The organism is Actinomadura luzonensis (genome assembly GCF_022664455.2).
GTDB classification, from domain to species: domain Bacteria; phylum Actinomycetota; class Actinomycetes; order Streptosporangiales; family Streptosporangiaceae; genus Nonomuraea; species Nonomuraea luzonensis.
This window is the reverse complement of sequence record NZ_JAKRKC020000002.1, coordinates 24745-48778: the sequence shown is the minus strand read 5'-3', so window position 1 is coordinate 48778 and position 24034 is coordinate 24745. Positions and strand designations below refer to the sequence as shown.

Genomic DNA, 24034 nt, shown 5'->3' with positions numbered 1-24034 from the left:
CCGGTCCTTCCCGAAACGTCACGCCTCCGGGGCGTCGGCCGGGCGCAACGAAGCGAACCCCTCGACCGAAGCCGCATATGCGGCGAGGATACCGGCCACGGCCGGGGAATTGTGGATCATTCCCATGAGCGCCTTCTCGACCGCGTCGGGCAGGGGGACCCATTCGACCGGCATGTCCACCTCCTCGTGCCGGTGGACGAAGCCGTTCTCCTCCTCAGGGATCGGCGTCAGGTCGCGGGCGAGGAAGACCCGGATGCGCTCGTCGGTCATGCCCGGCGAGGAGCGCAGGTCGAGGAGGGTGTACCAGGTGGCGGCGCGGTAGCCGGCCTCCTCGGCCAGCTCGCGCGCGGCCCCCTCGACCAGCGATTCGCCTTCGACGTCGCGGATGCCGGCCGGCAGCTCCCACATGAGCCGCCGGGTCGGGTGGCGGTACTGCCTGATCATCAGGACGCGGTCGCGCTCGTCGAGGGCGAGCACCGCGACGGAGCCGGGATGCACCACGTAGTCGCGGTCGGCGACCTCGTCGCGGGGCATCTTCACGGTGTCGGTGACCACGCGGATGACGTATCCGGAGAAGCGTTCCTTCGTCTCGACGACGTCCCACGCCTCGGGCGTGTCCTGGACGTTCACTGGGCGACCCTGGCGCCGACGCGGCTGTCGGCGTAGGCGAGAGCGGCGCCGATCAGGCCCTTGAACATCGGGTTGGCGCGGGTGGGCCGGGAGCGGAACTCCGGGTGCGCCTGCGTGCCGACGAAGAACGGGTGCACGTCCACCGGCAGCTCGGTGTACTCGACCAGGCGGCCGTCGGGCGACAGGCCGGAGAAGACCAGGCCGACGTTCTCCAGCTGCTCGCGGTAGGCGTTGTTGACCTCGTAGCGGTGCCGGTGGCGCTCGTCGGCCTTGGCCTTGCCGCCGTAGAGCTGCCGGGCCAGCGTGCCCTCGGCGAGCTTGGCGGTGTAGCTGCCGAGCCGCATGGTGCCGCCCATGTCGCGCTCGCCGGCGACGACGTCCTCCTGGTCGGCCATGGTGGAGATGACCGGGTGCTTGGTGTCGGGGTCGAACTCGGTGGAGTTGGCGTCGGCGATGCCCGCCAGGTTGCGGGCGGCCTCGATCACCATGCCCTGCATGCCGAGGCAGATGCCGAGCAGCGGCACCTTGTTCTCCCTGGCGTGCCGGATCGCGCCGATCTTGCCCTCGATGCCGCGCACGCCGAACCCGCCGGGGATGAGCACGCCGTCGACGCCGTCGAGCTCGCGCTCGGCGCCCTCGGGGGTCTCGCAGTCGTCGCTCTTGACCCAGCGGATGTTGACCCGGGCGTCGTTGGCGAAGCCGCCGGCGCGCAGCGCCTCGGTGACCGACAGGTACGCGTCGGGCAGGTCGATGTACTTGCCGACCAGCGCGATCGTGACCTCCTTGGCCGGCCGGTGCACGCGGCGCAGCAGTTCCTCCCACTCCTTCCAGTCGACGTCGCGGAAGGGCAGGCCGAGGCGGCGCACGACGTACGCGTCGAGGCCCTCGGAGTGCAGGACCTTCGGGATGTCGTAGATGGAGGAGGCGTCTACGGCGGAGACCACGGCGTCCTCGTCCACGTCGCACATCAGGCTGATCTTGCGCTTGATCGCCGTCTGCACGGGCCGGTCGGAGCGCAGCACGATGGCGTCCGGCTGGATGCCGATGCTGCGCAGCGCGGCCACGCTGTGCTGGGTGGGCTTGGTCTTCAGCTCGCCGGAGGGCCCGATGTAGGGCAGCAGCGAGACGTGCAGGAAGAAGACGTTGTCGCGGCCCACCTCGTGCCGGATCTGCCGCACGGCCTCCAGGAACGGCAGCGACTCGATGTCGCCCACGGTGCCGCCGACCTCGGTGATGACCACGTCGACCTCAGGACCGGCCATGCCCCGGATGCGGTCCTTGATCTCGTTGGTGATGTGCGGGATGACCTGGACCGTGTCGCCGAGGTACTCGCCCCGCCGCTCCTTGGCGATGACGTTGGAGTAGACCTGGCCGGTGGTCACGTTGGCCGAGCCGTGCAGGTCGGTGTCGAGGAAGCGCTCGTAGTGGCCGACGTCGAGGTCGGTCTCGGCGCCGTCGTCGGTGACGAACACCTCGCCGTGCTGGAACGGGTTCATCGTCCCCGGGTCCACGTTGAGGTACGGGTCGAGCTTCTGCATGGTGACCCGGAGACCGCGTGCCTTGAGCAGGCGACCGAGGCTGGAGGCCGTGAGCCCCTTGCCGAGACTGGAGGCGACACCGCCGGTGACGAACAGATGCTTGGTTTGCGATGCGCTGCGCAAAGGGGCTCCCGTGGCTCGAGGTGTGGTCGAAGTGTCCACGGGCTCTCAGGATATCAAACAACGCCCCTCACATGCCCGAACGGCATGACCTAGCGGTAACTTTGGTCGCTATGTCACTAGTTCGGCGGGCCGTGAACGCGGTGATTCACCGCGCGTACACGGCGATCCGCCACGCCGGCGCGATCACCCCGGCGACCCCGGCCGGCTACCGTTTCCGCCGGCTCGGCGACGGGGTGAGCATCGCGTTCCCCCCTGGCGCGATCTTCGGCGAGACGTACATCGAGATCGGCGACCACACCCTGATCGGCGAGCGCGTGTCACTGTCGTGCGGCATGAACCCGGGCCTCGACCTCGGCGCCGGCTCCATCCTGCGGATCGGCCGCGGCTGCTCGATCGGCCGGGGCACGCACATCGTGGCCCACCAGTCGATCGACGTCGGCGACGACGTCTTCACCGGGCCGTACGTCTACATCACCGACCAGAACCACGTCTACGACGACCCCGACGTGCCGATCGGCAGGCAGTGGCCGCGCAACAGCCCGGTCTCCATCGGCGCGGGCTCGTGGCTGGGCACCGGCGCGATCATCCTGCCGGGCACGACGCTCGGCCGGCAGTGCGTGGTGGCGGGCGGCGCGGTGGTGCGGGGCACCTTCCCCGACCACAGCGTGGTGGCGGGCGTCCCGGCGCGGCGGGTGCGCGGGTACACGCCGGAGCTGGGCTGGCACGATCCCGTGCGGCTGGACGCGGCGGCCTCCTGAACAGGGGATGGACCGAACTTCCTTCGGTCGGTTAGCGTCTGCCCATGAGGACCGCTGTCTGTGAGCGTCTGGGCGTCGAGTTCCCCCTGTTCGCCTTCAGCCACTGCCGGGACGTCGTGGCCGCGGTCACGAACGCGGGCGGGTTCGGGGTGCTGGGCGCGGTCGCGTACTCCCCCGAGCAGCTCGACACCGAGCTGACCTGGCTCGACGAGCAGGTCGGCGGCAGGCCGTACGGGGTGGACGTGCTCGTGCCGGGCAAGGTGGACGACGCCGCGCTCGGCGGCGGCCACCTCATGGACGCCGTCCCCGAGCGGCACCGCGACTTCGTCACGCACCTGATGGCGAAGTACCGGGTGAGCGGGGCGGCGCAGCCGATGCCGGTGACCGCCGACTCCTTCGGCCGCCGCGTGACGGCGTCGGGCGCGACGGGCCTGGTGGACGTGGCGCTGAAGCACCCGATCGGGCTGATCGCCAGCGCCCTCGGCCCGCCCCCGCCGGAGATGGTGGCCAAGGCCAGGGAGGCGGGCGTGCCGGTGGCGGCGCTGGTCGGCACCGTCGAGCACGCGCGGCGGCAGGTCGCCGCGGGCGCGGACCTCATCGTCGCGCAGGGCACCGAGGCGGGCGGCCACACCGGCGAGATCTCCACGATGGTGCTGGTGCCGCAGGTCGTGGACGCGGTCGCGCCGGTGCCGGTGCTGGCCGCGGGCGGCATCGCGTCGGGGCGGCAGATGGCCGCGGCGATGGCGCTCGGCGCGCAGGGCGTGTGGTGCGGCTCGGTGTGGCTGACCACGGAGGAGGCCGAGACGGCGCCGGCGGTCAAGCGCAAGCTGCTGGCCGCCTCGTCCCTGGACACCGTCCGCTCCCGCTCGCGCACCGGCAAGCCGGCCCGCCAGCTCAAGTCCGCCTGGACGCAGGAGTGGGACGCCGCGCAGGAGAGCCCGGGCCCGCTCGGCATGCCGCTGCAGATGTTGCTGGCCGAAGGCGCGATGGCGCGCATCGGCGCGGCGGCCGAGAAGGGCGAGCCGGGCGCGCTGGAGCTGGCCAACTACTTCGTCGGGCAGGTCGTGGGCCAGCTCGGCCAGGTCAAGCCGGCCCGGCAGGTGGTCTACGAGATGATCGCCGAGTTCGGCGAGGCGGTGGAGCGGCTGGCCCGCCTGTCGGAGTGAGGCCCGCCCGCGTCACAGGGGGCTCTCGACCACGGTGCCGGGCACCCACGCGCCCTCGACCTCCACCTCGACCGGCGTCCCGGGGCCCGCCCCGGCCGGCAGGTAGGCGTAGGCGATGGAGGCGCGGGCCGTGTAGCCGTAGCCGCCGGAGGTGACCCGGGACGCCACCCGCCCGTCCAGGCGGACCGGCTCGTGGCCGAGCGCCACGGCGCGCGGGTCGGCGAGGACGAGGCACCGCAGCCGGCGCGGCGGGTCCGGGTCCAGGGCGTCGCGGCCGACGAAGTCCTTGCCGGGCTTGACGCAGAAGCCGAGGCCCGCCTCGTACGGGGTGGTCTCCGGCCCGACGTCGGCGCCCCGCACCCGGTAGCCCTTCTCCAGCCGGAGGCTGTCGATGGCCCGGTAGCCGCCCGCGACCAGGCCGTGCGGCCGGCCGGCCCGCCACAGGGTCTCCCACAGGACGCGGCCGTACTCGCTGGAGCAGTACAGCTCCCAGCCGGGCTCGCCGACGAACGACACCGCCAGCGCCAGCACCGGCACGTCCCCGACGGAGGTCTCGCGGGAGGTCATGGACGGCACGTCCAGGGGGCCGGGGGTGAGCCCGGCCAGGACGTCGCCGGCGCGCGGGCCCCACAGGGCGAAGCAGGCGTACTGGCCGGTCACGTCGGCGATCCTGGCCGTGGCCCCGGTGCGCGCGGCCTGCCCGCGCAGCCAGCCGAGGTCGTGCCCGCCGAAGGCGGTGCCGGTGACGACGAGGAAGTCGTCCTCGCCGCGCCTGGTGACGGTGAAGTCGCACGCGATGCCGCCGCGCCGGTTCAGCGCCTGCGTGTAGGTGACCGCGCCGGCCTCGCGGGCGACGCGGTTGGCGCACACGTGCTCCAGCAGCTCGGCGGCGTCCGGGCCGGTGACCTCGATCTTGGCGAACGAGCTCTCGTCGAACAGCCCGGCGGCCGTGCGGGTGGCGCGGTGCTCGGCCCCCACGGCGGAGGACCAGCCGCGCCCGGCCCAGCCCCGGGGGCGCTCCCGCTCGTCGCCGGTGGCGTTGCCGGCGTAGAAGTCGACGCGTTCCCAGCCGGCCTTCTCGCCGAACACCGCGCCGTGGGCGGCGTGCCAGGCGTAGGCGGGCGAGGTGCGCAGCGGGCGGCCGGCGCGCCGCTCCTGGCCGGGGTGGCGGATGTCGTAGTAGGTCTCGTAGTTCTCGGCGGCCCGCTTCAGCGTGTACGACGGCGAGCGGTAGTGGGGGCCGAAGCGGCGCACGTCCATGTGCGCCAGGTCCATCGGCGGCTCGCCGGCGACGATCCACTCGGCCGTCACCTTGCCGACGCCGCCCGCGCCCGCGATGCCGTGCGCGCAGAACCCGGCGGCCACGAAGAACCCGGCGACCTCGCTCTCGCCCAGGCAGAACTCGTTGTCCGGGGTGAACGCCTCGGGCCCGTTGACCAGCTTGCGGATGCCGACGTCGGCCATCGCGGGGACGCGGACGCGGGAGTTGGCGGAGATCTCCTCGAAGCGCGGCCAGTCCTCGGGCAGCAGGCGGCCGTTGAAGCCGGCGGGGATCGCGTCGTAGGCGTCCGGGGCGGCCGTCCAGGGGGCGCAGGTGCGCTCGTAGCCGCCCATGACCAGGCCGCGCACCTCCTGCCGGTAGTAGACGAGCAGGTCGGGGTCGCGCAGCGTGGGCAGGCGCGGGTGGTCGTGGCAGGCTTCGGTGACGACGTACTGGTGCGACATCGGGACGACCGGGACGCGCACCCCGGCCATGCGGCCGATCTCGGCGGCGAACATGCCGCCGCAGTTGACCACGATCTCGCAGTCCACGTCCCCGTGGTCGGTGACGACGCCGGCGACCCGGCCGCGCGCGGTCCTGACGCCGAGGACGCGGACGCCGGTGCGGATCGTCGCGCCGCCCTCGCGGGCGCCGGCGGCCAGGGCGTAGCAGAGCTGGGAGGGGTCGATCCGGCCGTCGGTCGGCAGGTACGCCGCGCCGAGCACGCCCGCCGGGTCCATGAGCGGGAACAGCTCCGCCGCCTCGGCCGCCGAGATCTCCTCCAGCGGCAGCCCGTGCGCGCGGGCCCAGCCGGCCTGGCGGCGGATCTCCGCCAGCCGCTCCGGGCTGGAGGCCAGCCGGAGGCCGCCGCACTCGGTCCAGCCGGCGTCGAGGGTGCGGTAGAGCTCGACGGAGTACTGGTTCATGCGGGTCAGGGCGGGGTCGGCGCGGAGCTGGCCGACCAGGCCGGCGGAGTGGAAGGTGGAGCCGCTGGTCAGCTCGTCGCGTTCCAGCACGAGGACGTCGCGCTCGCCGAGCCGGGTGAGGTGGTAGGCGACGGACGCGCCGCCGACGCCCCCGCCGATGATCACGATGCGGGCCGAGTCGCTCATGATCCGGAGGCTAACCGCCGGACGGCCGGGCAATCTAGACCGTCCGGCGGCGGGCGGCCTAGCATCGACCATGGCCGTGTCCGAGGGGTCCGAGCTGTCGGCGTTGCTGGATCGCGTCCCCTTGCTGGCGGGCGGGCCGCGCACTGTCGAGGAGCTGCCCGGCGGGCTCACCAACCGCAACTACAAGGTCGTCGTGCCCGGCGGCGCGTACGTGGTGCGCGTGCAGGCGAGCGACGGCGCGCTGCTGGCCATCGACCGGGACGCCGAGCACGCCAGCTCGCTCGCGGCGGCGGCCGCCGGGGTGGGGGCGCCGGTGCACGCCTACCTGCCGGAGCTGGGGGTGCTGGTGGTCGGGTACCTGCCGGCGCGCGCGTTCACCGAGGCCGACCTGCTGGACGCGGCCAACCTGGCGCGGGTGGCGGAGGCGTGCCGGCGGCTGCACGCGGGGCCGCGCTTCGTGCGCGACTTCGACATGTTCGAGGTGCAGCGGCGGTATCTGGAGATCGTGCGGGAGCGGGGGTTCCGGCTGCCCGCGCGGTACCTGGACTTCCTGCCCGACGTGGAACGGATCCGGAAATGTCTGGCGGTGCGCGCCGAGGGCACCGTGCCGTGCAACAACGACCTGCTGCCGGGCAACATCCTCGACGACGGCGAGCGCCTGTGGCTGATCGACTACGAGTACGCCGGCAACAACGACCCCTGCTTCGAGCTGGGCAACATCTGGAGCGAGTCCGCCCTGCCGCCCGGCCACCTGGAGGAGCTGGTCACCGCGTACCACGGCCGCCGGCTGCGCCACAAGATCGCCCGCGCCCGGCTGCTCGGCCTCATGTCCAAGTACGGCTGGACGCTCTGGGCCGCCATCCAGGACGGCGCCAACGACCGCATCGCCTTCGACTTCTGGTCCTGGGGCATGGAGAAGTACGAGCGGGCCGTCGCGGAGTTCACCTCGCGCGGGCTCGCCGGCCTGCTCGACGAGGCCGCGCGTGACGATTGAGGCTCGGGTGCCGCCGGGAGCGCGCGTACCGGCCGGGGGGCCGGGCAGACTGGAGGGATGCTCGCCGCACTGACCGGCCTGGGCCTGTCCACGGCCGCCGGACTCAACGCCTACATCCCGCTCCTGGTCGTTGGCGTGCTGTCGAACCTGACCGACGCCGTGCGGCTGCCCGACGGCTACGCCTGGCTGTCGAACTGGGGCGTGCTCGCCATCATCGCGGTGCTGCTGGCGGCCGAGATGGTGCTCGACAAGGTGCCCGCCGTCGACAGCGTCAACGACGCCCTCCAGACCGTGGTGCGCCCGGCGTCGGGCGGCGTGGTCTTCTCGGCCACCAGCGCCGCCGCCCAGCTGGAGAAGTCGTCCTGGATGACCGCGCACCCATGGGTCGGCTGGCTGCTCGGCATCGGCGTGGCGCTGGCCGTGCACGCGATGAAGGCCGCCGCGCGTCCCGTCGTCAACGCCGGCACGGCCGGGGTGGGCGCCCCCGTCGTGAGCACCGTGGAGGACGCGGGGTCGCTCGGCATGAGCCTGATCGCGATCTTCGTCCCGGTGCTGGTGATCGTCGCCCTGGTGGCGTTCGCCGCGCTGGCCTGGTGGTCGATCCGCCGGGTCCGCCGCTTCCGGGCCCGCCGGCGGGCCGCCCGGAGTCAGCCGCCGGGATGATCCCGGGTCACCCTGCGGGCTGATCCGCCGCCCGCCGCGCGCCCCCTACAGTCCTTCCCGGTAGCGAACGCAGCGTGCGGGCGTCACGTGGCCCCCGACCCTGGCACGCCCGCACCGGTGACGGGCCCGGCCCCCCGCCGGGCCCGTCACACTGCCGGGCCGCCGGGCAGGCGCCTGATCCAGCCCGTCACCAGGTGGGTGAACTCGGCGTGCCGCTCCTCGTGCAGCCGATGGCTGGAGCCCTCCCAGCACACGACCTTGGACGCGGGGTCCTTCAGCAGCCCCGCCTCCCACGCCGCCCGCCCCGGGTCGGACCAGATCGACAGCACCGGGCACTGCCTGCGCGCCAGGTAGGCGTCGCTGGCCGGGCGCACGCCGATGGCGTCCGGGCCGGTGAACAGCGCCTCGAACGCCTCGGCCAGCACGTGCGGGGCCATGCCGTACAGGCGGCGCTTGTGCCAGCGGCGGATGACGGCGGGGGTGGCGGCGTTCGTGCACCACTCGTCGATGGCCTCGGCGGCCTCGTGCGGACGCGGGCCGTGCAGGGCGGCGATCATCTGCGGGAAGCCCCGCGCGACGTCGTCGGACATGCCGTAGCCGGGGTCCACGGTCACCAGCGCGCGGACGCGCTCCGGGTGCTCGACGGCGAGGATGGAGACCACCTGGGCGCCCATGGAGTGCCCGACCGCGACCACCTGCCCGACGCCGAGGCGGTCGAGCAGCGCCCTCAGGTCGGCGGCCATCGCGCGCGGGGTGTTGCCGGCGTCCGGGACGGAGGAGTAGCCGTGGCCACGCAGGTCGGGGGCGATGACGCGGTGGCCGGCGGCGGTGAGGGCGTCGAGGTGCCAGCTCCACTGGTGGGAGTCGGTGCCCCAGCCGTGCACGAGCAGGAGCGGCGGGCGGCGCCCGTCCTCGCCCGGGTGGTCGTCGGTGGAGAAGTCGTCGGTGTAGAAGAGGCGGACGTCGTCGGTCACGTCGGCGTACGGCATCGCTCAGCCCGCCCCGCCCTGCGCCCGGGCCAGGAGGGCGGACTCGCCCGCCGTCCAGCCGCCGTCCACGGCCAGCTCGGCGCCGGTCACGTACGACGCCGCGTCCGACAGCAGGAACGCGATCGCCTCCGCCACCTCCTCCGGCTCGCCCCACCGCCCGGCCGGGGCCAGGGGAAAGGTGCCGTCGCCGGAGACCGCGCCGAGCGGCAGCGTCATCGGGGTGACGATCATCCCGGGATGCACCGAGTTGACGCGGATCCGGTCCCGCCCGAACTCCAGGGCGGCGATCTTCGTCAGCCCGCGCACGCCCCACTTGGAGGCGCCGTACCCGCCGGTCCCGGGCAGTGCGAACAGCCCCGCCACCGACGACAGGTTCACGATCGCCCCGCCGCCCCCGGCCCGCATGGCCCCGGCCACGGCCTTCAGCCCGAGGAAGACGCCCGCCAGGTTGACCCGCAGGACGCGTTCGAACTCCTCCAGGGACTGCTGCTCGATGGTCTGCGCGGTCGCGATGCCGGCGTTGTTGACCAGCCCGTCCAGCCGGCCGAACTCCTCCACCGTGCGCGCGACGACCGCCGCCCACTGCTCCTCGTCGGTGACGTCGTGCGCCAGGAAGCGGCCGCCGAGCTCCTTGGCGGTGGCGGCGCCCTCCTCCTCCAGCACGTCGGTGAGCACGACCCGCGCGCCGCCCGCGACGCAACGGCGGGCGGTCGCCGCGCCCATGCCCCGCGCTCCCCCGGTGATGATCACAACCTTGCCGTCCAGCACGCCCGCCGCCCTTCCGCCGCGTTCCAGCACTGACCCTGTGCACTGAAACACGACTCCCGGACCAGATCAAGTGCTTGCTTGGCGGCCGGGTCCCTCGGCGGCGCCTTGGCACCGGCCCGGCCGACTATCCTCTAGACATCAACACCGACAGGGGGTGACGGAGATCAGCGAGATCCTGGTCGTCGTGCTGGTGATCCTGGCGTTCCTCCTGCTGCTCGGGGGCGTCGGCGTCTACCTGCTGGTCAAGCTGGGCCGCAAGGCCGCCGGCAAGGCCAGGCAGGCGGCCACCCGGCTGAGCACGCACGTCAACGCCATGGGCACCGGCGACGCCGCCGAGGTCGAACGCCTCCGGCTCGACCTGCGCCGCGAGGTCGCCCTCACCCGCCAGGCCGTCGAGCAGGCAGAGCGCCAGGGCTGGGGCCTCGGCGACCTGCCCCGCCTCCTCGCCGACCTGGAGGCCCAGGCGCGCGTGCACGACGACCAGCTCGGCATGTACGCCCAGCAGCGCCGCATGTCGCCGTACGTCGACCACGCCACGCTGGGGCGGCTGCGCGAGCACCAGGCCAAGCTGACCGCCATGTGCGCCCGCATCCGCGCCGACCTCCTCGGCGACCAGGTGCGGCACACGTCCACGGGCATCGCCGACCTGACCTCGCGCACGGACCTGGAGATCGAGGCCCGCCGCCGCCCGCCGGACCCGCTCGACGAGATCGACGAGCTCTACCGCCGCTCCTTCGAGGAACGCCGAGAACACCCCTGACAGCACGGACTGTGACATCATGAATACGCCGCGCGAGAATCAGGAGGAGGCGGAGATGACCACAGCCCTGCCCGAATGGTTCTACCCCGGCCCACCCGGCGGCTGGACCGCCGACATGCTCGATCACCTTCCCCCCGGCGCGCCCTCGCACGTCGAGCTGATCGATGGGTCACTCATCATGATGTCGCCCCAGACGGGCTTCCACATGCTGGCACTACGGCTGTTCGAGCGGTCCCTCCGCCCGCCGCAGGAGTTCATGACGGTCCGCGAGATGACCGTTACGCTCGGGCTCCGCCAACGCCCCGAGCCGGACATCCTCGTGGTGAAGAGAGCGGCCTTCACCACTCAGGTCACCTCGTTCAAGCCCGAGGACGTCCACCTGGTCGTCGAAGTCGTATCCGACGAGTCCAGAGAGCGCGACAGGACCACCAAGCCCATCAAGTACTCCGATGCGGGTATCAAGCACTTCTGGCGCATCGAGCAGGAGCACGCACTGCCCGTCGTCTACACGTTCGAGCTCGAACCCGCAGTGAAGGCCTATGTCCCGACCGGCATCCACCGGAGGCGCCTGCAGATCGACATAGGCTTCCCCGTCGACATCGACCTCGACCTGAGCAAGGCCGCCGACTAGTCAGCCGCGCCCCCACGCGCCGTACACCAGCGCCGCCAGCTCGGCCTCCGACGCGCCGTCGTTGGCCGCCGCCTTGGTGGCCTGGGCCTGAGCCCTGGTCGGCAGCAGGCCGTCCAGCAGCACCGGCAGGGACAGGCGGCGCAGCAGGACCTCCGGGGCCGACACGCCGTCCGGCCGGCGCGTGACCGCGACGTTGACCCGCAGGGCGTGCTCGTTGCCCGGCGGCACGCCCGGCCGGTCGATCTCGACGGCGGAGTAGCGGAAGCCGTCCGCCAGGTTGCAGGAGGCGCAGGTGGCCGGGCCCCGGCTCAGCCGTCCGCCGCACTCGGGGCAGGTGAGCCGGTCGTAGGCGGCGTCCACGACCCGCCACGGGTGCTTGTCGGGCTCCTCCGCGACCATCTCGGCGATCAGCCGCTCGTCGGGCGGCGCCGGCGTGCCGAACTCGCGCTCCAGGTAGGCCCGCCAACCCTCCTCGACGATCGCGTCCACCAGGCCGGCGCACCGCTCGCAGGCGGGCGCCCCGGCGGGCTCCCAGTGCTCGCACGCCCCGCATCGCCGCATGGGCGGCACGCTACAAGCCCGCCCGCGCCCGCCGCACCCGGTTATCCGCCCTCGTGAAGCCCCCGCCCGCCCGTCTGGCGCGCGGGCCGGCGCTCCAGCTCAGCGATCGTGTCGCGGAGCCAGGCCAGCTCGGCCTGGCTCGTGGCGTGCGCGATGACGAGCAGGCCCTGCCGGAACGGGTCCGCGAACTCCTCGGCCGCCATCGGCCGCTCGCCGTCGTAGAAGAAGCTGGTCGGCTCCTCCAGGAACGCCAGCCGTCTCCGCAGCACGGCGGCCTGCGCGCACGGGTCGTCCAGGTGCCGCAGGAAGGCCAGCAGCGTGAACCACCGGTTCTCGTCGCTGAGGTCCAGCTCGGCCGGCTCGCGCAGCCGCCGCTCCAGCTCCTGCCGCCCGTCCTCGGTCAGGTAGAGGACGCGGCGGGGCGCGGCGGCGGCGCCCGGCTCGTCCTTCCTGGTCACCCAGCCGGCCGCCGCCATGCGCTTGATCGCCGGGTAGAGCGTGCCGTCGGCCACCGGGCGGACGTGTCCCGTCAGGGCCGCCACCCGTTTACGCAGCTCGTAGCCGTGCAGCGGCTGGTCCCTGAGGAACCCGAGTATCGCCAGCTCCAACATGACGACGATCATACCTCGGAGCCGATGTATATTGGCCCCGATACATGAGGAGACCGTCATGCACGATGCCATCGTCCACCCCAGCGGTGCCCGCATGCGCTGGGTCGAGCTGCCCGGGCCGGACCCGGTCCGGGTCTACGTCCACGGCCTCGGGGCCACCTCGGCCCCCTACTACGCGGAGGTCGCCGCCCACCCGCTGCTGGCGCGCCGCCGCTCCCTCCTGATCGACCTGCTCGGCTTCGGCATCAGCGACCGGCCGCTCGAGTTCCCGTACACGCTGGAGGCGCACGCCGACGCCCTCGCCGAGGCCCTGGGCAAGGCGGGCGTCTCCGGGGCGTCGCTCATCGCCCACAGCATGGGCGGGGCCGTGGCGATCGTCCTGGCCGCCCGCCATCCGGGGCTCGTCGCCGGCCTCGTCCTCGTGGACGCCAACCTCGACCCCTATCCCCCGCTCCCGGTGCCGCCGGGCGGCAGCGGCATCGCGAGCTACGGCGAGGAGGAGTTCGTCACGTCCGGTTGGAAGGAGGTGCGCGACCGCGTGGGGCCGCACTGGTGGTCCACCATGCGCCTGGCCGACCTGCGCGGCCTGCACCGCACCGCCGTCAGCCTGGCGCGGGGCACCGACCCCACCATGCGCGACCTGCTCACGTCACTGCCCGTCCCCCGGACGTTCCTGTACCCGGACGGTGACCCGCCGCGCGACCTCGAGGGGCTGCGGGCGGCGGGCGTCCGGACCCTGGCCATCCCGGAATCGGGACACAACATCATGCTCGACAACCCGGACGCCTTCGCCCACACCCTCGCCGAGTTCCTCCCCTGAGCACACCCGCCGGCCGGCGACGCCCCTCCGCGACGCAGCGGCCCGAGCCCAGCCGGCGCGGTGGTGCCGGAGGCCCGCTGCCCGCCCGGGGCGGGCGGCAGCTCTCGACGGCGAAAGCGAGCTCAGCTCGGCGTGGCCGGGCTCGGGCTGGAGGCCGCGCTCGTGGCGCTGGTCGTGGTCGCGGCGCCGGTGACGGCGTCGACGGCGACCTCGTGCTTGGTGCCGTTCGGGACGACCACGTCGGCCTCCCAGACGGGCTTGCCGTGCTCGGTGTCCAGGTTGAGCTCGGTGATGCGGCCCTCCGGGACGGTGGCGGCGACCTTGTCGAGTGCCTGTGCGTAGTCGACCTTCACCGCGTCGGCCAGTTTGCGGTGCTCGGCCTTGTCCTCGGCGTCGTCGTCCTCCAGGCTGGGGCCGGCGACGATCTTGCTGCCTGAGATGTCCATCTGGTGCTCGGTGCCGTCGCGGTCGATGACGTGAGCCTCCCAGCGGGTGCCGTTCTCCTCCAGCTCGATCGAGACCAGGGTGGAGCCGGGCACGGCGGCGAGCGCGGCCTGGGCGGCCCGCTTCAGGTCGCCCGCCCCCACGCCTGGCGAGGGGGAGGACGTGCCGGGAGACGTGCCGGCGGGAGCCCCCGAAGGGACGCCTCCCGTCGGGGACGGTGGCTGGGCGGCCAGCCGTTCCATGCCGTGCGCCTCGTGCGCCTCGTGCGCCTCGTGCGCCGCGTGCCCGCCGCAACCACCGGCCAGCATCGCGGCACCGGCCAGGACCCCCGTGAGCGTCTTGTTCATGCCGTTCCGCTGCCCGCGCCGGAAGGCTCCATTCCCGCAGGCAGCCGCCCCGCCGCAGGCTCGTGGGCGGGGCGGTGGACGGGGGTCAGTGGACGCCGGCCTCGCGCATGTCGCGGAGCTCCCGCTTGAGCTCCTTGATCTCGTCGCGCAGCCGGGCCGCCACCTCGAACTGCAGGTCGGCCGCCGCCTGGTGCATCTGCTCGGTCAGCGACTCGATGAGCGACTCCATCTGGGCCCGCGGCATCTCGCCGGCGATCGCCTTGGCGTGCTGGCCGGCGGCTCTGGCGGCGAAGCCGGGCACCGGGGCCTTGCCGCGCGACTGCTGCCGGCCGCCCCCGCCGAGGAGCTTGTCGGTGTCGGCGTCCTCGCGCTGCAGCGAGTCGAGGATGTCGGCGATCTTCTTGCGCAGCGGCTGCGGGTCGATGCCGTTGGCCTCGTTGTAGGCGATCTGCTTGGCGCGGCGCCGGTTGGTCTCGTCGATCGCCCGCTCCATGGACGGGGTGACCTTGTCGGCGTACATATGGACCTGTCCGGACACGTTACGGGCGGCCCGGCCGATCGTCTGGATGAGGGACGTCTCGGAGCGCAGGAAGCCCTCCTTGTCGGCGTCGAGGATGGCCACCAGCGACACCTCGGGCAGGTCGAGGCCCTCGCGCAGCAGGTTGATGCCGACGAGCACGTCGAACTCGCCGCTGCGCAGCTCGCGCAGCAGCTCGATGCGGCGCAGCGTGTCGACCTCGCTGTGCAGGTAGCGGACCCGGATGCCGAGCTCCAGGAGGTAGTCGGTGAGGTCTTCGGCCATCTTCTTGGTGAGCGTGGTGACGAGGGTGCGCTCGTCGCGCTCGGCCCGCTCGCGGATCTCGTGGACCAGGTCGTCGATCTGCCCCTTGGTGGGCTTGACGACGATCTCGGGGTCGACCAGGCCGGTCGGGCGGATGACCTGCTCGACGACGTCGCCCTTGACCCGCCCCAGCTCGTACGGCCCCGGCGTGGCCGACAGGTAGACCGTCTGCCCGATGCGCTCCAGGAACTCCTCCCACTTCAGCGGCCGGTTGTCGAGCGCCGACGGCAGCCGGAAGCCGTGGTCGACCAGGGTGCGCTTGCGCGAGGCGTCGCCCTCGTACATGGCGCCGATCTGCGGCACGGTCTGGTGGGACTCGTCGAGGACCAGCAGGAAGTCTTCGGGGAAGTAGTCGAGCAGGGTGTTGGGGGCGCTGCCGGGGGCGCGGCCGTCCATGTGGCGCGAGTAGTTCTCGATGCCGGAGCAGGTGCCGATCTGGCGCATCATCTCGATGTCGTACGTCGTGCGCATCCGCAGCCGCTGCGCCTCCAGCAGCTTGCCCTGCCGCTCCAGCTCCGACAGCCGCTCGGCCAGCTCCGCCTCGATGCCCGCGACGGCGGCGGCCATGCGCTGCTCGCCGGCGACGTAGTGGGAGGCGGGGAAGATGTAGAGCTCGTCGTCCTCGGTGATGACCTCGCCGGTCAGCGGGTGCATCGTGGACAGCTTCTCGATCTCGTCGCCGAACATCTCGATGCGGACGGCGAGCTCCTCGTACTTCGGGATGATCTCGATGGTGTCGCCGCGCACCCGGAAGGTGCCGCGGGTGAAGGCGAGGTCGTTGCGCGTGTACTGCATGTCGACCAGGCGGCGCAGGAGCTGGTCGCGGTCGACGTCCATGCCGACGCGCAGCCGGGCCATGCGGTCGACGTACTCCTGCGGGGTGCCGAGGCCGTAGATGCACGAGACCGAGGCGACCACGATGGTGTCGCGCCGGGTGAGCAGCGAGTTGGTGGCCGAGTGGCGCAGCCGCTCGACCTCGTCGTTGATCGAGGAGTCCTTCTCGATGTAGGTGTCGCTCTGCGGGACGTACGCCTCGGGCTGGTAGTAGTCGTAGTAGGAGACGAAGTACTCGACGGCGTTGTTGGGCAGCATCTCGCGCAGCTCGTTGGCGAACTGCGCGGCGAGCGTCTTGTTGGGCTGCATGACCAGCGTGGGCCGCTGCAGCCGCTCGATCAGCCAGGCGATCGTGGCGGTCTTGCCGGTGCCGGTGGCGCCGAGCAGGACGCTGTCCTTCTCCCCGGCCTTGACGCGGCGCTCCAGCTCGGCGATGGCCGTCGGCTGGTCGCCGGAGGGAGTCATCTCGGTGACGACCTCGAAGGGCGCCACCTTCCGCTGCAAATCTGTGACCGGACGCATGCTGCCACTGTAGGCGGCGCGACCGACAGAAACGGACGTCAGGCGGAGCGCTCGCCGATGCGCGGGAAGGGCGTGGTCGAGAACACCACCTCCACCGGCACCTCGAAGTACCCGGCGATCCTCAGGGCCAGGTAGAGGCTGGGGCTGTACTCGCCGCGCTCCAGGTAGCCGACGGTCTGGTAGTGCACGCCGAGCGCGTCGGCGAGCTGCCTCCTGGTCACGTTCCGCTCGGCGCGCAGCAGGGCGATGCGGTTGTAGACGGTCTCGCTCATCACCGCGTATCTTCTCAGCCGACCCGCTGCATCGCGCGGTGGCGGCGCTCCTCCATCATCGACCCCGACTCGCGCCTGGCCATGCGGCGCAGGATCGGCGGGGCGGCGAGCAGCGCGGCCACGGCCCAGGCGGCGAGCACGAGCGTGGTCTGCGCGGGGCGCCAGGAGCCGCCGATCTCGGCGGCGGCGGCCGCGTCCGGCAGCAGCGCGGAGCGCATGCCGAGGCCGAGCCAGTAGACGGGGAAGACCTGCGCGAGCCCCTGCAGCCAGGCGGGCAGCGCCGCGATCGGGTAGAAGACGCCGGAGACGGCGGTGAGCCCGCCGACGGTGAGCATGGACAGCCCGGCGGCGGTCTGGGGGCTGGTGGCCAGCGAGCCGACGATCGCGCCGAGCGGCAGCGCGAACAGCAGCCCGAGCAGGGTCGTCCAGGCGACGGCGAGCCATCCGCCCGGCCCGGCCGAGGTCAGCCCCGGCACGAGGAGGAGCCCCGCGACGAGCATGACGAGGACGCCGGCGGCGGTGTTGGCCGACACCGACACGACCCGGGCCACAAGGTAGCCGACCATGCCCTGCGGCAGGGCCTTGACCCGCAGCAGGGTGCCGTCCTCGCGCTCGACGGCGAGCGCCGCGACCCCGCCGGTGACGCCGTGCAGGGCCACGGACATGCCGATCACGCTCGGCAGCGTGGCCGCGGCCAGCGAGAACGTGGTGCCGGGCACGACGGAGCCGCGCTGGAGGAAGATCACCACGACGACGGCCGCTGTGGTGACGACGTCGAACCACAGCTCCTGCGGGTTGCCGATGTGCTGCTTGAACTCGATCCAGCCGCGGGCGGCGCCCAGCCGGACCGCGTGCGCGACGGGGTTCACGACTCCTCCCGCTGCACGATGGCCATGTAGGCGTCCTCCAGGCCGGCGCGGCGCACCTCCAGGTCGCCGACGGCCGTGCCGTGCTGCGCGAACAGCTCGCGCACGAAGCCGGTGGCGTCGTCGGTGGCGTGGACGAAGTGCTCGCCGTCGCGGCTCCAGCGCACCTGGGCCTCGCGGGAGAACGCGCGGGTGAGCCGGTCGGGGCTGCCGTCGGCGACGATGCGGCCGCCGGCCAGGATGAGGATGCGGTCGGCCAGCTTCTCCGCCTCGTCGAGGTCGTGCGTGGTGAGCAGGATCGTGGTGTCGTCGAGGTCGGACAGCCGGTGGACCAGGTCGTGGAAGTCGCGCCGCGCCTTGGGGTCGAAGCCGGCGGTGGGCTCGTCGAGGAAGAGCACCTCGGGCCGGCCGACGATGCCGATGGCGACGTCGAGGCGGCGCCGCTGGCCGCCGGAGAGCCGGCTGACGCGCTGGCCGGCCTGCTCGGCCAGGCCGACCGCGGCGATCAGCTCGTCGGGGTCGAAGGGCGGCCGCGCCGGGTCGGCGTACGGCTCGTAGTAGCGGGCCAGGTGCGCGAGGAGCCGGCGCACCGGCCAGCGCCCGTGGTCGCGCCACGACTGCAGCACCACGCCGAGCCGGGCCCGCCAGCGCTCGTCGCCGCGGACCGGCTCGGCGCCGAGCACCCGGACGTGCCCGGCGGAGGGCGCGCGGAAGCCCTCCAGGATCTCGATCGTCGTGGTCTTGCCCGCGCCGTTGGGGCCGAGCAGGACGACGACCTCGCCCGGCCGGACGGTGAGGTCGACGCCGCGCAGGACCTCCTTCGTCCCGTACGTCATCCGCAGCCCGCGCACCTCGATCGCGGCCCCCGTGTCCACCTCGCCAGGGCGGAACGTGAGCTCCCTTAACGCCCCCATCGACCCTCCAAGTAGTAGGACTACTACATAAATAGCACACCTACTACAGACCACAACACATCTGCGGCGACGTTTTGCAAGCGTTTAGTAAGTGGCACCCGATACGGTCTGATTCGCCGGTAGCGGAAAAGAGAGGTTCGATGTCACGACCCAGAGAGGCACTGATCCAGGCAGGTCAGGGCATAGCCCAGGCGGTGGCCCAAGGGGGTGACGTACGCGGGGCGGTCGGGCAGGCGGCGGGCCAGTTCGCCGGGCAGGTGGGCGGCCAGCTCGGGGGCCAGTTCGGGGGCCAGCTCGGGGGCCAGGGCCAGGCGCCCGGGTTCACGCTGAACCCGCACGACTTCGCCGCCGCGCGCGACGGCGGCGCCTCCGTCGGCACGCTCATCGAGGCCCGCTCGGCCTCGCTGAACGAGGCCGGCGAGATCGTCAACCGCAGCTTCGCCGAGAACGGCATGCACGTCATCTCGCCGGTGGTGATCCCGAAGGGCAGCACCGCGAAGGTGGTGGTGCCGCTGGGCGTCCTGGTGGTGCTCGGCCTCATCGGCGCGCTCGGCAACGTCATCCCGAACACCGACCTGTTCTTCGGGCCGCACTACTGGGTGACGCTGGTCCTCGCGGCCGGGTTCCTGTGGTGGCGGCGCAGCGTGGTGATGGTGCCGGAGGGCTGCAAGGCGCTCATCACCAAGTTCGGCAAGCTGGTGCACATCGCCGACCCGGGCCGGGTGACGCTGTTCAATCCGTGGAAGCGGGTCAGCTACATCGTCAACACCACCCGCGAGTACCCGTTCAACGCCCCCATCCGCGAGGCGCCGACCCAGCAGGGCGTCAAGGCCAGCGTGGACCTGTTCCTGCAGTTCAGGATCGAGAACCCGGCGGAGTTCATCTTCGTGCTCGGCTCGGTCAGCGGCTTCCAGTCCAAGCTGCAGAACGCCATCAGCGAGGTCACCCGCTCCCTCATCTACGCCCAGCGCGCCGAGGAGATCTACGACCTGGTGGGCGAGAGCACGCTCGGCATGTTGGAGAGCCTGAACCAGCAGTTCCTCCCGGCGGTCCGGCTCACCGACGTCAACATCACGCACGCCGAGCCGTCCAGCCAGGAGTACCGCATGGACCTGGCCGCGCCCGAGATGGTCCGCGTCGCCAAGGAGGCCTACACCTACGAGTACGAGCTCCAGCTCCGCAAGGAGCAGAACGAGGGCGACCTGATCAAGGAGCTGGCCGGCCTCCAGGAGACGCTGAGCGCCATCCAGGCCGAGATCGCCGGCTACCAGGCCCGCATGGACACGGCGCTGGAGCGCGCCACCCACCAGGCCAAGGCGCAGGCCAGGCAGCGCCTGGTCGAGGCCGAGTCCACCGCCAACGCCAACGCCGCCCTGCTGGAGGCCCAGGCGCTGGACATCAGGGCGCTGTCGGCCGCCGAGGCGCCCGAGATCCTCGACTACCGCTTCCAGCAGGACCTGCTCGCCAAGCTGGAGTCCGTCGCCACCCGCCTGCCGCAGGTGGTGCAGGTCGGCGAGCAGAGCGACATCGACTTCCTGGCCCTCGCCCAGCAGCTCGTGGGCGGCAAGGGCGCGCAGCTCTTCTCCGCCGAGGACATGGCCGCCATCCGGGCCCGCCTCGCCGAGATCGGCGCCCGCGTCCGCGACCGCGAGGACGAGATCGCGGCGCTGCTGAAGAAGGCGGCCGCCGACGTCGCCGGGGCGCCCGAGCCGCCCGAGCCCGACCAGGACCTGGAGCGCACGGTGGAACGCCTGCTGCCCGGCAAGGAGGAGGCCCGATGAGCCGCGAGTTCTCCAAGATCAAGGAGTCGCTGGCGTCCTGGAGCGAGATCCGCCAGCTCCTGCGCGGCGGCGAGCAGGGCCAGCTCGTGCCCGTCGTCATCCCGAAGGACCGGCGGGGCTTCGCCTGGATGACGCTGGTCTTCCTGGCGGTCTACTTCGCCGGCATGGCCGCGCTGACCGACCTGACGATCCTCGCCGCGCTCGCGGCGCTGGTGCTCCTGCTGCTGGCGCTGGTCACGATGTGGCGCAAGGCGATCATCGAGATCGAGGAGGGCACCACCGGCGTGCGCAGCCGCTGGGGCGCCATCACCGGCACGCTCCCGCCGGGCCGCCACTACCTGTGGCTGCCGTGGGACCGCGTGGACGCCGTCGTGGACACCTCCACCGAGATCCCGTACTCGGCGCCCATCGTGGCCTGCCCCACCGCCGAGAACGTGCCGCTGAAGTCGATCGAGTTCTTCCTGAAGTTCCGGATCGTGGACCCGGTGGCCTTCCACCGCACGATCGGCGCGGGCAACTTCGACCTGGTGCTGTCCAGCGCCGTCCAGGACGCGATCCGCCAGCGCAGCCGCCGGGTCAACACCGAGCGGGCCTACGACCTGCGCGGCTCCGACGTCGGCGACATGCAGGACGCGCTCAACCGGCAGCTCGGCCGCTACGGCGTGCGCATCACCGGCGCCAACATCCCCGACGTCCAGCTCCCCGACCAGTACCAGCAGCACCTGGCCACCCGGGAGAAGGTGGCCAAGGAGCTGTCGGCGTACGAGCGCGAGTGGGAGCTGACCCGCAAGCGCCGCATCGACACGCTGCTCATGGAGATCGAACGCTCGAAGAAGACCCGCGACGCCCGCGTGGTCGAGGTCAAGGCCGCCCACAACAAGGCGCGCAAGGACGTGGCGCGCATGCTGGAGGAGCAGGAGACCGAGGCCCAGCGCGTGACGTGGGAGATCGAGGCGCGCGGCAGGGCCGAGCTGACCGCCGCCGAGAACGAGGCCAAGGCGCTGCGCCGGCTGGCCGAGTCCTATCGTGACAACCGGGCCGTGCTGCAGTACGAGCTGGCCCGCAGGCGCCTCGACGTGGGCGCTCGGCTCGCGGAGAACGCCCCCCAGCCGCTGGTCGTGCGGACGCAGCAGGGCCAGGGCGACTCCGCGCTGTCCACCCTCCTGCTGGCCCAGTTGCTCCCCCGCCTCTCGGGTCAGAACGGCCACACCCCTACCGCTCAGTAACCAGGAGAAGAACCCCATGGTGTTCCGCAAGCTGATGGCCGCGTTCGGCGCGGGCGTCGAGGTCGACACGGTGTTGACGAACACGGGCGTCCGGCCCGGCGAGATCCTGCGCGGCGTCGTGAACTTCCGCGGCGGCAACTCGGACTACAAGGTCGAGGGCATCTACATCGACCTGACCGCCGTGGTCGAGGTGGAGTCCGGCGACAACGAGTACAAGACCACCTACAGCTTCCTGCGCCAGCAGGTGGCGGGCACGTTCCAGCTCGCCGCCGGGGCGCAGCACCAGCAGCCGTTCGAGATCGCGATGCCGTGGGAGACCCCGATCAGCGCGATCGGCGGCCACCCGCTGCACGGGATGAAGCTGGGCGTGCAGACGGAGCTGGCCCTCGCCGGCGCGCTCGACAAGGGCGACCTCGACCCGCTGTTCGTCAGCCCGCTGCCGGCGCAGGAGTACGTCATCGCCGCGCTCGACCGGATGGGCTTCCACTTCAAGAAGGCCGACCTGGAGCGCGGCACGCTGTACGGCTCCACGATGCCGTTCTTCCAGGAGATCGAGTACTACGCCGGCGGGCAGTGGCGACGCCACTTCAACGAGCTGGAGCTGACGTTCATCGCCGGGCCGCGGCAGATGGACGTCATCCTGGAGGCCGACAAGCGCGGCGGCTTCCTGACCTCCAGCCACGACGCCTACAACCGCTTCACCGTCCACTACGACGGCCCGCCGCAGGCCGCCGAGCAGGCGCTGCAGCACGGCCTGGAGCAGATGGCCCGCCACCGCGGCTGGTTCTGACCGCCCCGGACGCACCCCGGACGCCCCGGGCGGGATGCCGCCCGGGGCGAAGGTTCCGGCATCTTTCGCCAGGTGATCGTTCTCTGGTGGTCGCCTGGCCGGGTCGTTACCATGACCTCGGGTACTGACTGATCGTCGGACGGCGGGGCGAGCGATGGCACGGTTCGTGGGGGCGATGAAGCGGGCCGCCCCGTGGGCGGCGCGCAACGCCGACGGCGCCATCGCGCTCGTCCTGGCCATCGTCGTGGGCGTGCTCGGCATCATGCCCGACGACGTCTTCGGGCCGCGCCCGCGCGGCCAGGAGATCCAGGACCAGCTCGTCAGCGCCGCGACGCTGGTCATCCTCGCGCTGGTGGCCACCGCGCTGCTGCGCGACCGGCTGCGCCAGGCCCCGGTCGAGCGGACGATCACCTCGGGCGCGCTCGCCGAGCTGCCGGTGCGCCTGGCCCGCATGGAGCAGATCGAGACCCTGGCCCACAGCACCCGCCGCGCCCTCGACTCCCTGCAGCTCGTCCGGGTGCTGGCCAGCCGGCAGGAGATCGCGCAGTCGCACGCCGAGGCCCGCAAGGACACCGCCCGCTGGAGCTTCAAGGGCGGCACCGGCACCTACCTGCGGGCCGTCACGCTGCCGGCGTGCGTGGCCGCGGCGCGCCGCGACAAGCGCCACCTCACCGTGCGGGTCGAGGTGATCGACCCCACCGACGCCGAGGTGTGCGAGGCCTACGCCCACTACCGCCGCTCGCTGGCCGACTCGCCCGACGCCACCGGCGAGACGTGGACGACCGACCGGGTCAGGAAGGAGTCGTACGCGACGATCCTGGCCGCGTTCTGGCACCGCCAGCGCTACGGCCTGCTCGACATCGCCGTGGGCCTGTCGCGCACGATGACGACCTTCCGCTGGGACCTGTCCAGCACCCGCCTGATCATGACGGTCGAGGACCCGAACATGGCGATGACGGCGCTGGCGGGCACCTTCTACTACGAGAACTGCGACACCGAGCTGCGGCTCAGCTTCGAGCAGGCGCGCCGGGTGCCGCTGGAGATGTACAAGAAGGCGCCGCTCAGCGACGAGCCGACGATCGAGGAGGTGCAGGAGTTGTTCGAGCAGATCGGGATGGCCCTGCCCAAGTCCTACGACGGCCGCGACGTGGTGGACATCGCCCGCAAGGCCCTGCGCGCCGTGGACCCGTACTCATGAGCTACCGCGACGTCCACCGCAGGGTGCTGGCGGGGCGGGCCAGGGAGTGGGCCCTGGAGGCGCTGAGCGGGCCGGTGAGCGCGGTGCGCCACCCGCTGGGCTTCGTCTGCCTGCCGCTGGAGCGCGAGGGCGGCGAGGGCGTCTGCGTCCACCTGTGGTCCGACTCGCTCGCGCACGCCGAGAGCACCACGTCGCAGATCCACTGCCACAGCTGGGACCTCGTCAGCCACGTCCTGTACGGCCAGGTGCGCAACGTGCACGTGCTGGTCGCCGACGCCGCGGCGGAGGCCACCCACCGGGTGTTCGAGGTGCTCAGCGACGCCGGGGGCGACCGCATCTCGCCCACCGGCCGCACCGTGCGGCACGCCACCGGCCTGGTGGAGGTCTTCGGCGCCGGCGACACCTACACCCTCGCGGCCGGCCGGTTCCACAGCAGCGTGGTGCCCGAGGGCGGCGAGGCCGCCACGATCGCGCTCGGCCGGGGCCGGCCGGGCAGCCACGACCTGTCGCTCGGGCCGCTCGACGCCGGGCCGCACCGCGTCTCCAGGCAGCCGCTCGGCCCCGGCGAGACCGCGCTCGCCGTCCGCCTGATCACCGCGCACCTGACCTGAGGG

24 protein-coding genes are annotated in these 24034 nt (G+C 72.5%); 12 read left to right on the top strand and 12 right to left on the bottom strand.

Features of this window, described 5'->3' with window-relative positions; all coding sequences use genetic code 11:
- Nucleotides 1-18: 18 nt before the first annotated feature.
- Both MF672_RS30325 and pyrG read right to left on the bottom strand, forming a co-directional pair.
- A complete protein-coding gene (locus MF672_RS30325) occupies nucleotides 19-630 on the bottom strand; it encodes an NUDIX domain-containing protein (protein ID WP_242370828.1) in 612 nt (203 codons plus the stop codon).
- Nucleotides 627-2291, bottom strand: coding sequence for a CTP synthase (gene pyrG / locus MF672_RS30320; RefSeq protein WP_242370826.1), 1665 nt, complete (start codon nucleotides 2289-2291; stop codon nucleotides 627-629). The genes MF672_RS30325 and pyrG overlap by 4 nt, the downstream gene beginning before the upstream one ends.
- 131 nt (nucleotides 2292-2422) lie before the next feature.
- Here pyrG and MF672_RS30315 point away from each other — a divergent pair, with 131 nt between their 5' ends.
- Both MF672_RS30315 and MF672_RS30310 read left to right on the top strand, forming a co-directional pair.
- The gene (locus tag MF672_RS30315; protein ID WP_308210576.1) at nucleotides 2423-3049 is read left to right on the top strand and encodes an acyltransferase; all 627 of its coding nucleotides are present in this window, start codon (nucleotides 2423-2425) and stop codon (nucleotides 3047-3049) included.
- A gap of 44 nt (nucleotides 3050-3093) precedes the next feature.
- Complete coding sequence (locus MF672_RS30310; protein ID WP_242370823.1) at nucleotides 3094-4215, top strand: NAD(P)H-dependent flavin oxidoreductase; 1122 nt, start codon at nucleotides 3094-3096, stop codon at nucleotides 4213-4215.
- Nucleotides 4216-4227: 12 nt separating this feature from the next.
- On the opposite strand, the gene MF672_RS51520 is transcribed toward MF672_RS30310, so the two are convergent.
- The gene (locus tag MF672_RS51520; protein WP_302893310.1) at nucleotides 4228-6588 is read right to left on the bottom strand and encodes a GcvT family protein; all 2361 of its coding nucleotides are present in this window, start codon (nucleotides 6586-6588) and stop codon (nucleotides 4228-4230) included.
- A gap of 70 nt (nucleotides 6589-6658) precedes the next feature.
- Here MF672_RS51520 and MF672_RS30295 point away from each other — a divergent pair, with 70 nt between their 5' ends.
- Nucleotides 6659-7582: a choline/ethanolamine kinase family protein gene (locus MF672_RS30295; protein ID WP_242370821.1), complete on the top strand. Its 924-nt coding sequence runs from the start codon at nucleotides 6659-6661 to the stop codon at nucleotides 7580-7582.
- Between the two features lie 57 nt (nucleotides 7583-7639).
- Entirely contained in the window at nucleotides 7640-8245 is a 606-nt protein-coding gene (locus MF672_RS30290; RefSeq protein ID WP_242370818.1) for a DUF4126 domain-containing protein, read from the top strand.
- Nucleotides 8246-8391: 146 nt separating this feature from the next.
- Here the strand turns inward: MF672_RS30290 and MF672_RS30285 are convergent, their stop codons facing one another.
- Nucleotides 8392-9234, bottom strand: a complete 843-nt coding sequence (locus MF672_RS30285) for an alpha/beta fold hydrolase (protein WP_242370816.1) — start codon at nucleotides 9232-9234, stop codon at nucleotides 8392-8394.
- A 3-nt stretch (nucleotides 9235-9237) separates the two neighbouring features.
- Nucleotides 9238-10002 (bottom strand): glucose 1-dehydrogenase, encoded by a 765-nt coding sequence (locus MF672_RS30280; protein ID WP_302893309.1) that lies wholly within the window; start codon nucleotides 10000-10002, stop codon nucleotides 9238-9240.
- A 154-nt stretch (nucleotides 10003-10156) separates the two neighbouring features.
- On the opposite strand from MF672_RS30280, the gene MF672_RS30275 reads away from it, so the two are divergent.
- Together MF672_RS30275 and MF672_RS30270 are read left to right on the top strand one after the other, a co-directional pair.
- A complete protein-coding gene (locus tag MF672_RS30275) occupies nucleotides 10157-10762 on the top strand; it encodes a hypothetical protein (protein WP_242370815.1) in 606 nt (201 codons plus the stop codon).
- A gap of 55 nt (nucleotides 10763-10817) precedes the next feature.
- Nucleotides 10818-11393: a Uma2 family endonuclease gene (locus MF672_RS30270; RefSeq protein WP_242370813.1), complete on the top strand. Its 576-nt coding sequence runs from the start codon at nucleotides 10818-10820 to the stop codon at nucleotides 11391-11393.
- Here the strand turns inward: MF672_RS30270 and MF672_RS30265 are convergent, their stop codons facing one another.
- Nucleotides 11394-11954, bottom strand: coding sequence for a hypothetical protein (locus MF672_RS30265; protein ID WP_242370812.1), 561 nt, complete (start codon nucleotides 11952-11954; stop codon nucleotides 11394-11396).
- A 41-nt stretch (nucleotides 11955-11995) separates the two neighbouring features.
- The gene (locus tag MF672_RS30260) at nucleotides 11996-12565 is read right to left on the bottom strand and encodes a PadR family transcriptional regulator (RefSeq protein ID WP_242370811.1); all 570 of its coding nucleotides are present in this window, start codon (nucleotides 12563-12565) and stop codon (nucleotides 11996-11998) included.
- A 58-nt stretch (nucleotides 12566-12623) separates the two neighbouring features.
- On the opposite strand from MF672_RS30260, the gene MF672_RS30255 reads away from it, so the two are divergent.
- The gene (locus MF672_RS30255) at nucleotides 12624-13385 is read left to right on the top strand and encodes an alpha/beta fold hydrolase (RefSeq protein WP_242370810.1); all 762 of its coding nucleotides are present in this window, start codon (nucleotides 12624-12626) and stop codon (nucleotides 13383-13385) included.
- A gap of 122 nt (nucleotides 13386-13507) precedes the next feature.
- Here MF672_RS30255 and MF672_RS30250 read toward each other — a convergent pair whose 3' ends face one another.
- The 5 genes from MF672_RS30250 to MF672_RS30230 all read right to left on the bottom strand — a co-directional run bounded on the left by MF672_RS30250 (nucleotide 13508) and on the right by MF672_RS30230 (nucleotide 18425).
- Nucleotides 13508-14176 (bottom strand): PepSY domain-containing protein, encoded by a 669-nt coding sequence (locus tag MF672_RS30250; RefSeq protein WP_242370809.1) that lies wholly within the window; start codon nucleotides 14174-14176, stop codon nucleotides 13508-13510.
- Nucleotides 14177-14261: 85 nt separating this feature from the next.
- Nucleotides 14262-16373 (bottom strand): excinuclease ABC subunit UvrB, encoded by a 2112-nt coding sequence (uvrB, locus tag MF672_RS30245; protein ID WP_242370808.1) that lies wholly within the window; start codon nucleotides 16371-16373, stop codon nucleotides 14262-14264.
- Between the two features lie 38 nt (nucleotides 16374-16411).
- Nucleotides 16412-16645 (bottom strand): helix-turn-helix transcriptional regulator, encoded by a 234-nt coding sequence (locus MF672_RS30240; RefSeq protein WP_020543761.1) that lies wholly within the window; start codon nucleotides 16643-16645, stop codon nucleotides 16412-16414.
- A gap of 14 nt (nucleotides 16646-16659) precedes the next feature.
- On the bottom strand, nucleotides 16660-17514 hold the full coding sequence (locus tag MF672_RS30235) for an ABC transporter permease (protein ID WP_242370807.1): 855 nt from the start codon (nucleotides 17512-17514) through the stop codon (nucleotides 16660-16662).
- Nucleotides 17511-18425, bottom strand: coding sequence for an ABC transporter ATP-binding protein (locus MF672_RS30230; RefSeq protein WP_242370805.1), 915 nt, complete (start codon nucleotides 18423-18425; stop codon nucleotides 17511-17513). Before MF672_RS30230 ends, MF672_RS30235 begins: the two co-directional genes overlap by 4 nt.
- Nucleotides 18426-18565: 140 nt before the next feature.
- On the opposite strand from MF672_RS30230, the gene MF672_RS30225 reads away from it, so the two are divergent.
- The 5 genes from MF672_RS30225 (at nucleotide 18566) to MF672_RS30205 (ending at nucleotide 24031) form a co-directional block, all read left to right on the top strand.
- Complete coding sequence (locus MF672_RS30225; protein ID WP_242370804.1) at nucleotides 18566-20206, top strand: SPFH domain-containing protein; 1641 nt, start codon at nucleotides 18566-18568, stop codon at nucleotides 20204-20206.
- Nucleotides 20203-21432: an SPFH domain-containing protein gene (locus tag MF672_RS30220; RefSeq protein ID WP_242370802.1), complete on the top strand. Its 1230-nt coding sequence runs from the start codon at nucleotides 20203-20205 to the stop codon at nucleotides 21430-21432. The genes MF672_RS30225 and MF672_RS30220 overlap by 4 nt, the downstream gene beginning before the upstream one ends.
- Nucleotides 21433-21448: 16 nt before the next feature.
- A complete protein-coding gene (locus MF672_RS30215; protein WP_242370801.1) occupies nucleotides 21449-22222 on the top strand; it encodes a sporulation protein in 774 nt (257 codons plus the stop codon).
- A 154-nt stretch (nucleotides 22223-22376) separates the two neighbouring features.
- Complete coding sequence (locus MF672_RS30210) at nucleotides 22377-23420, top strand: hypothetical protein (protein ID WP_242370800.1); 1044 nt, start codon at nucleotides 22377-22379, stop codon at nucleotides 23418-23420.
- Entirely contained in the window at nucleotides 23417-24031 is a 615-nt protein-coding gene (locus MF672_RS30205; protein ID WP_242370799.1) for a hypothetical protein, read from the top strand. Before MF672_RS30210 ends, MF672_RS30205 begins: the two co-directional genes overlap by 4 nt.
- Nucleotides 24032-24034 lie beyond the last annotated feature (3 nt).

Excerpts from the sequence above, each read along its gene's own strand:
- MF672_RS30310 (WP_242370823.1), top strand. The coding sequence starts at position 3,094 with ATGAGGACCGCTGTCTGTGAGCGTCTGGGCGTCGAGTTCCCCCTGTTC.
- MF672_RS51520 (WP_302893310.1), bottom strand. The coding sequence starts at position 6,588 with ATGAGCGACTCGGCCCGCATCGTGATCATCGGCGGGGGCGTCGGCGGC.
- MF672_RS30295 (WP_242370821.1), top strand. The coding sequence starts at position 6,659 with ATGGCCGTGTCCGAGGGGTCCGAGCTGTCGGCGTTGCTGGATCGCGTC.
- MF672_RS30290 (WP_242370818.1), top strand. The coding sequence starts at position 7,640 with ATGCTCGCCGCACTGACCGGCCTGGGCCTGTCCACGGCCGCCGGACTC.
- MF672_RS30285 (WP_242370816.1), bottom strand. The coding sequence starts at position 9,234 with ATGCCGTACGCCGACGTGACCGACGACGTCCGCCTCTTCTACACCGAC.
- MF672_RS30270 (WP_242370813.1), top strand. The coding sequence starts at position 10,818 with ATGACCACAGCCCTGCCCGAATGGTTCTACCCCGGCCCACCCGGCGGC.
- MF672_RS30265 (WP_242370812.1), bottom strand. The coding sequence starts at position 11,954 with ATGCGGCGATGCGGGGCGTGCGAGCACTGGGAGCCCGCCGGGGCGCCC.
- MF672_RS30260 (WP_242370811.1), bottom strand. The coding sequence starts at position 12,565 with ATGTTGGAGCTGGCGATACTCGGGTTCCTCAGGGACCAGCCGCTGCAC.
- MF672_RS30255 (WP_242370810.1), top strand. The coding sequence starts at position 12,624 with ATGCACGATGCCATCGTCCACCCCAGCGGTGCCCGCATGCGCTGGGTC.
- MF672_RS30250 (WP_242370809.1), bottom strand. The coding sequence starts at position 14,176 with ATGAACAAGACGCTCACGGGGGTCCTGGCCGGTGCCGCGATGCTGGCC.
- uvrB (WP_242370808.1), bottom strand. The coding sequence starts at position 16,373 with ATGCGTCCGGTCACAGATTTGCAGCGGAAGGTGGCGCCCTTCGAGGTC.
- MF672_RS30240 (WP_020543761.1), bottom strand. The coding sequence starts at position 16,645 with ATGAGCGAGACCGTCTACAACCGCATCGCCCTGCTGCGCGCCGAGCGG.
- MF672_RS30230 (WP_242370805.1), bottom strand. The coding sequence starts at position 18,425 with ATGGGGGCGTTAAGGGAGCTCACGTTCCGCCCTGGCGAGGTGGACACG.
- MF672_RS30225 (WP_242370804.1), top strand. The coding sequence starts at position 18,566 with ATGTCACGACCCAGAGAGGCACTGATCCAGGCAGGTCAGGGCATAGCC.
- MF672_RS30220 (WP_242370802.1), top strand. The coding sequence starts at position 20,203 with ATGAGCCGCGAGTTCTCCAAGATCAAGGAGTCGCTGGCGTCCTGGAGC.
- MF672_RS30215 (WP_242370801.1), top strand. The coding sequence starts at position 21,449 with ATGGTGTTCCGCAAGCTGATGGCCGCGTTCGGCGCGGGCGTCGAGGTC.
- MF672_RS30210 (WP_242370800.1), top strand. The coding sequence starts at position 22,377 with ATGGCACGGTTCGTGGGGGCGATGAAGCGGGCCGCCCCGTGGGCGGCG.
- MF672_RS30205 (WP_242370799.1), top strand. The coding sequence starts at position 23,417 with ATGAGCTACCGCGACGTCCACCGCAGGGTGCTGGCGGGGCGGGCCAGG.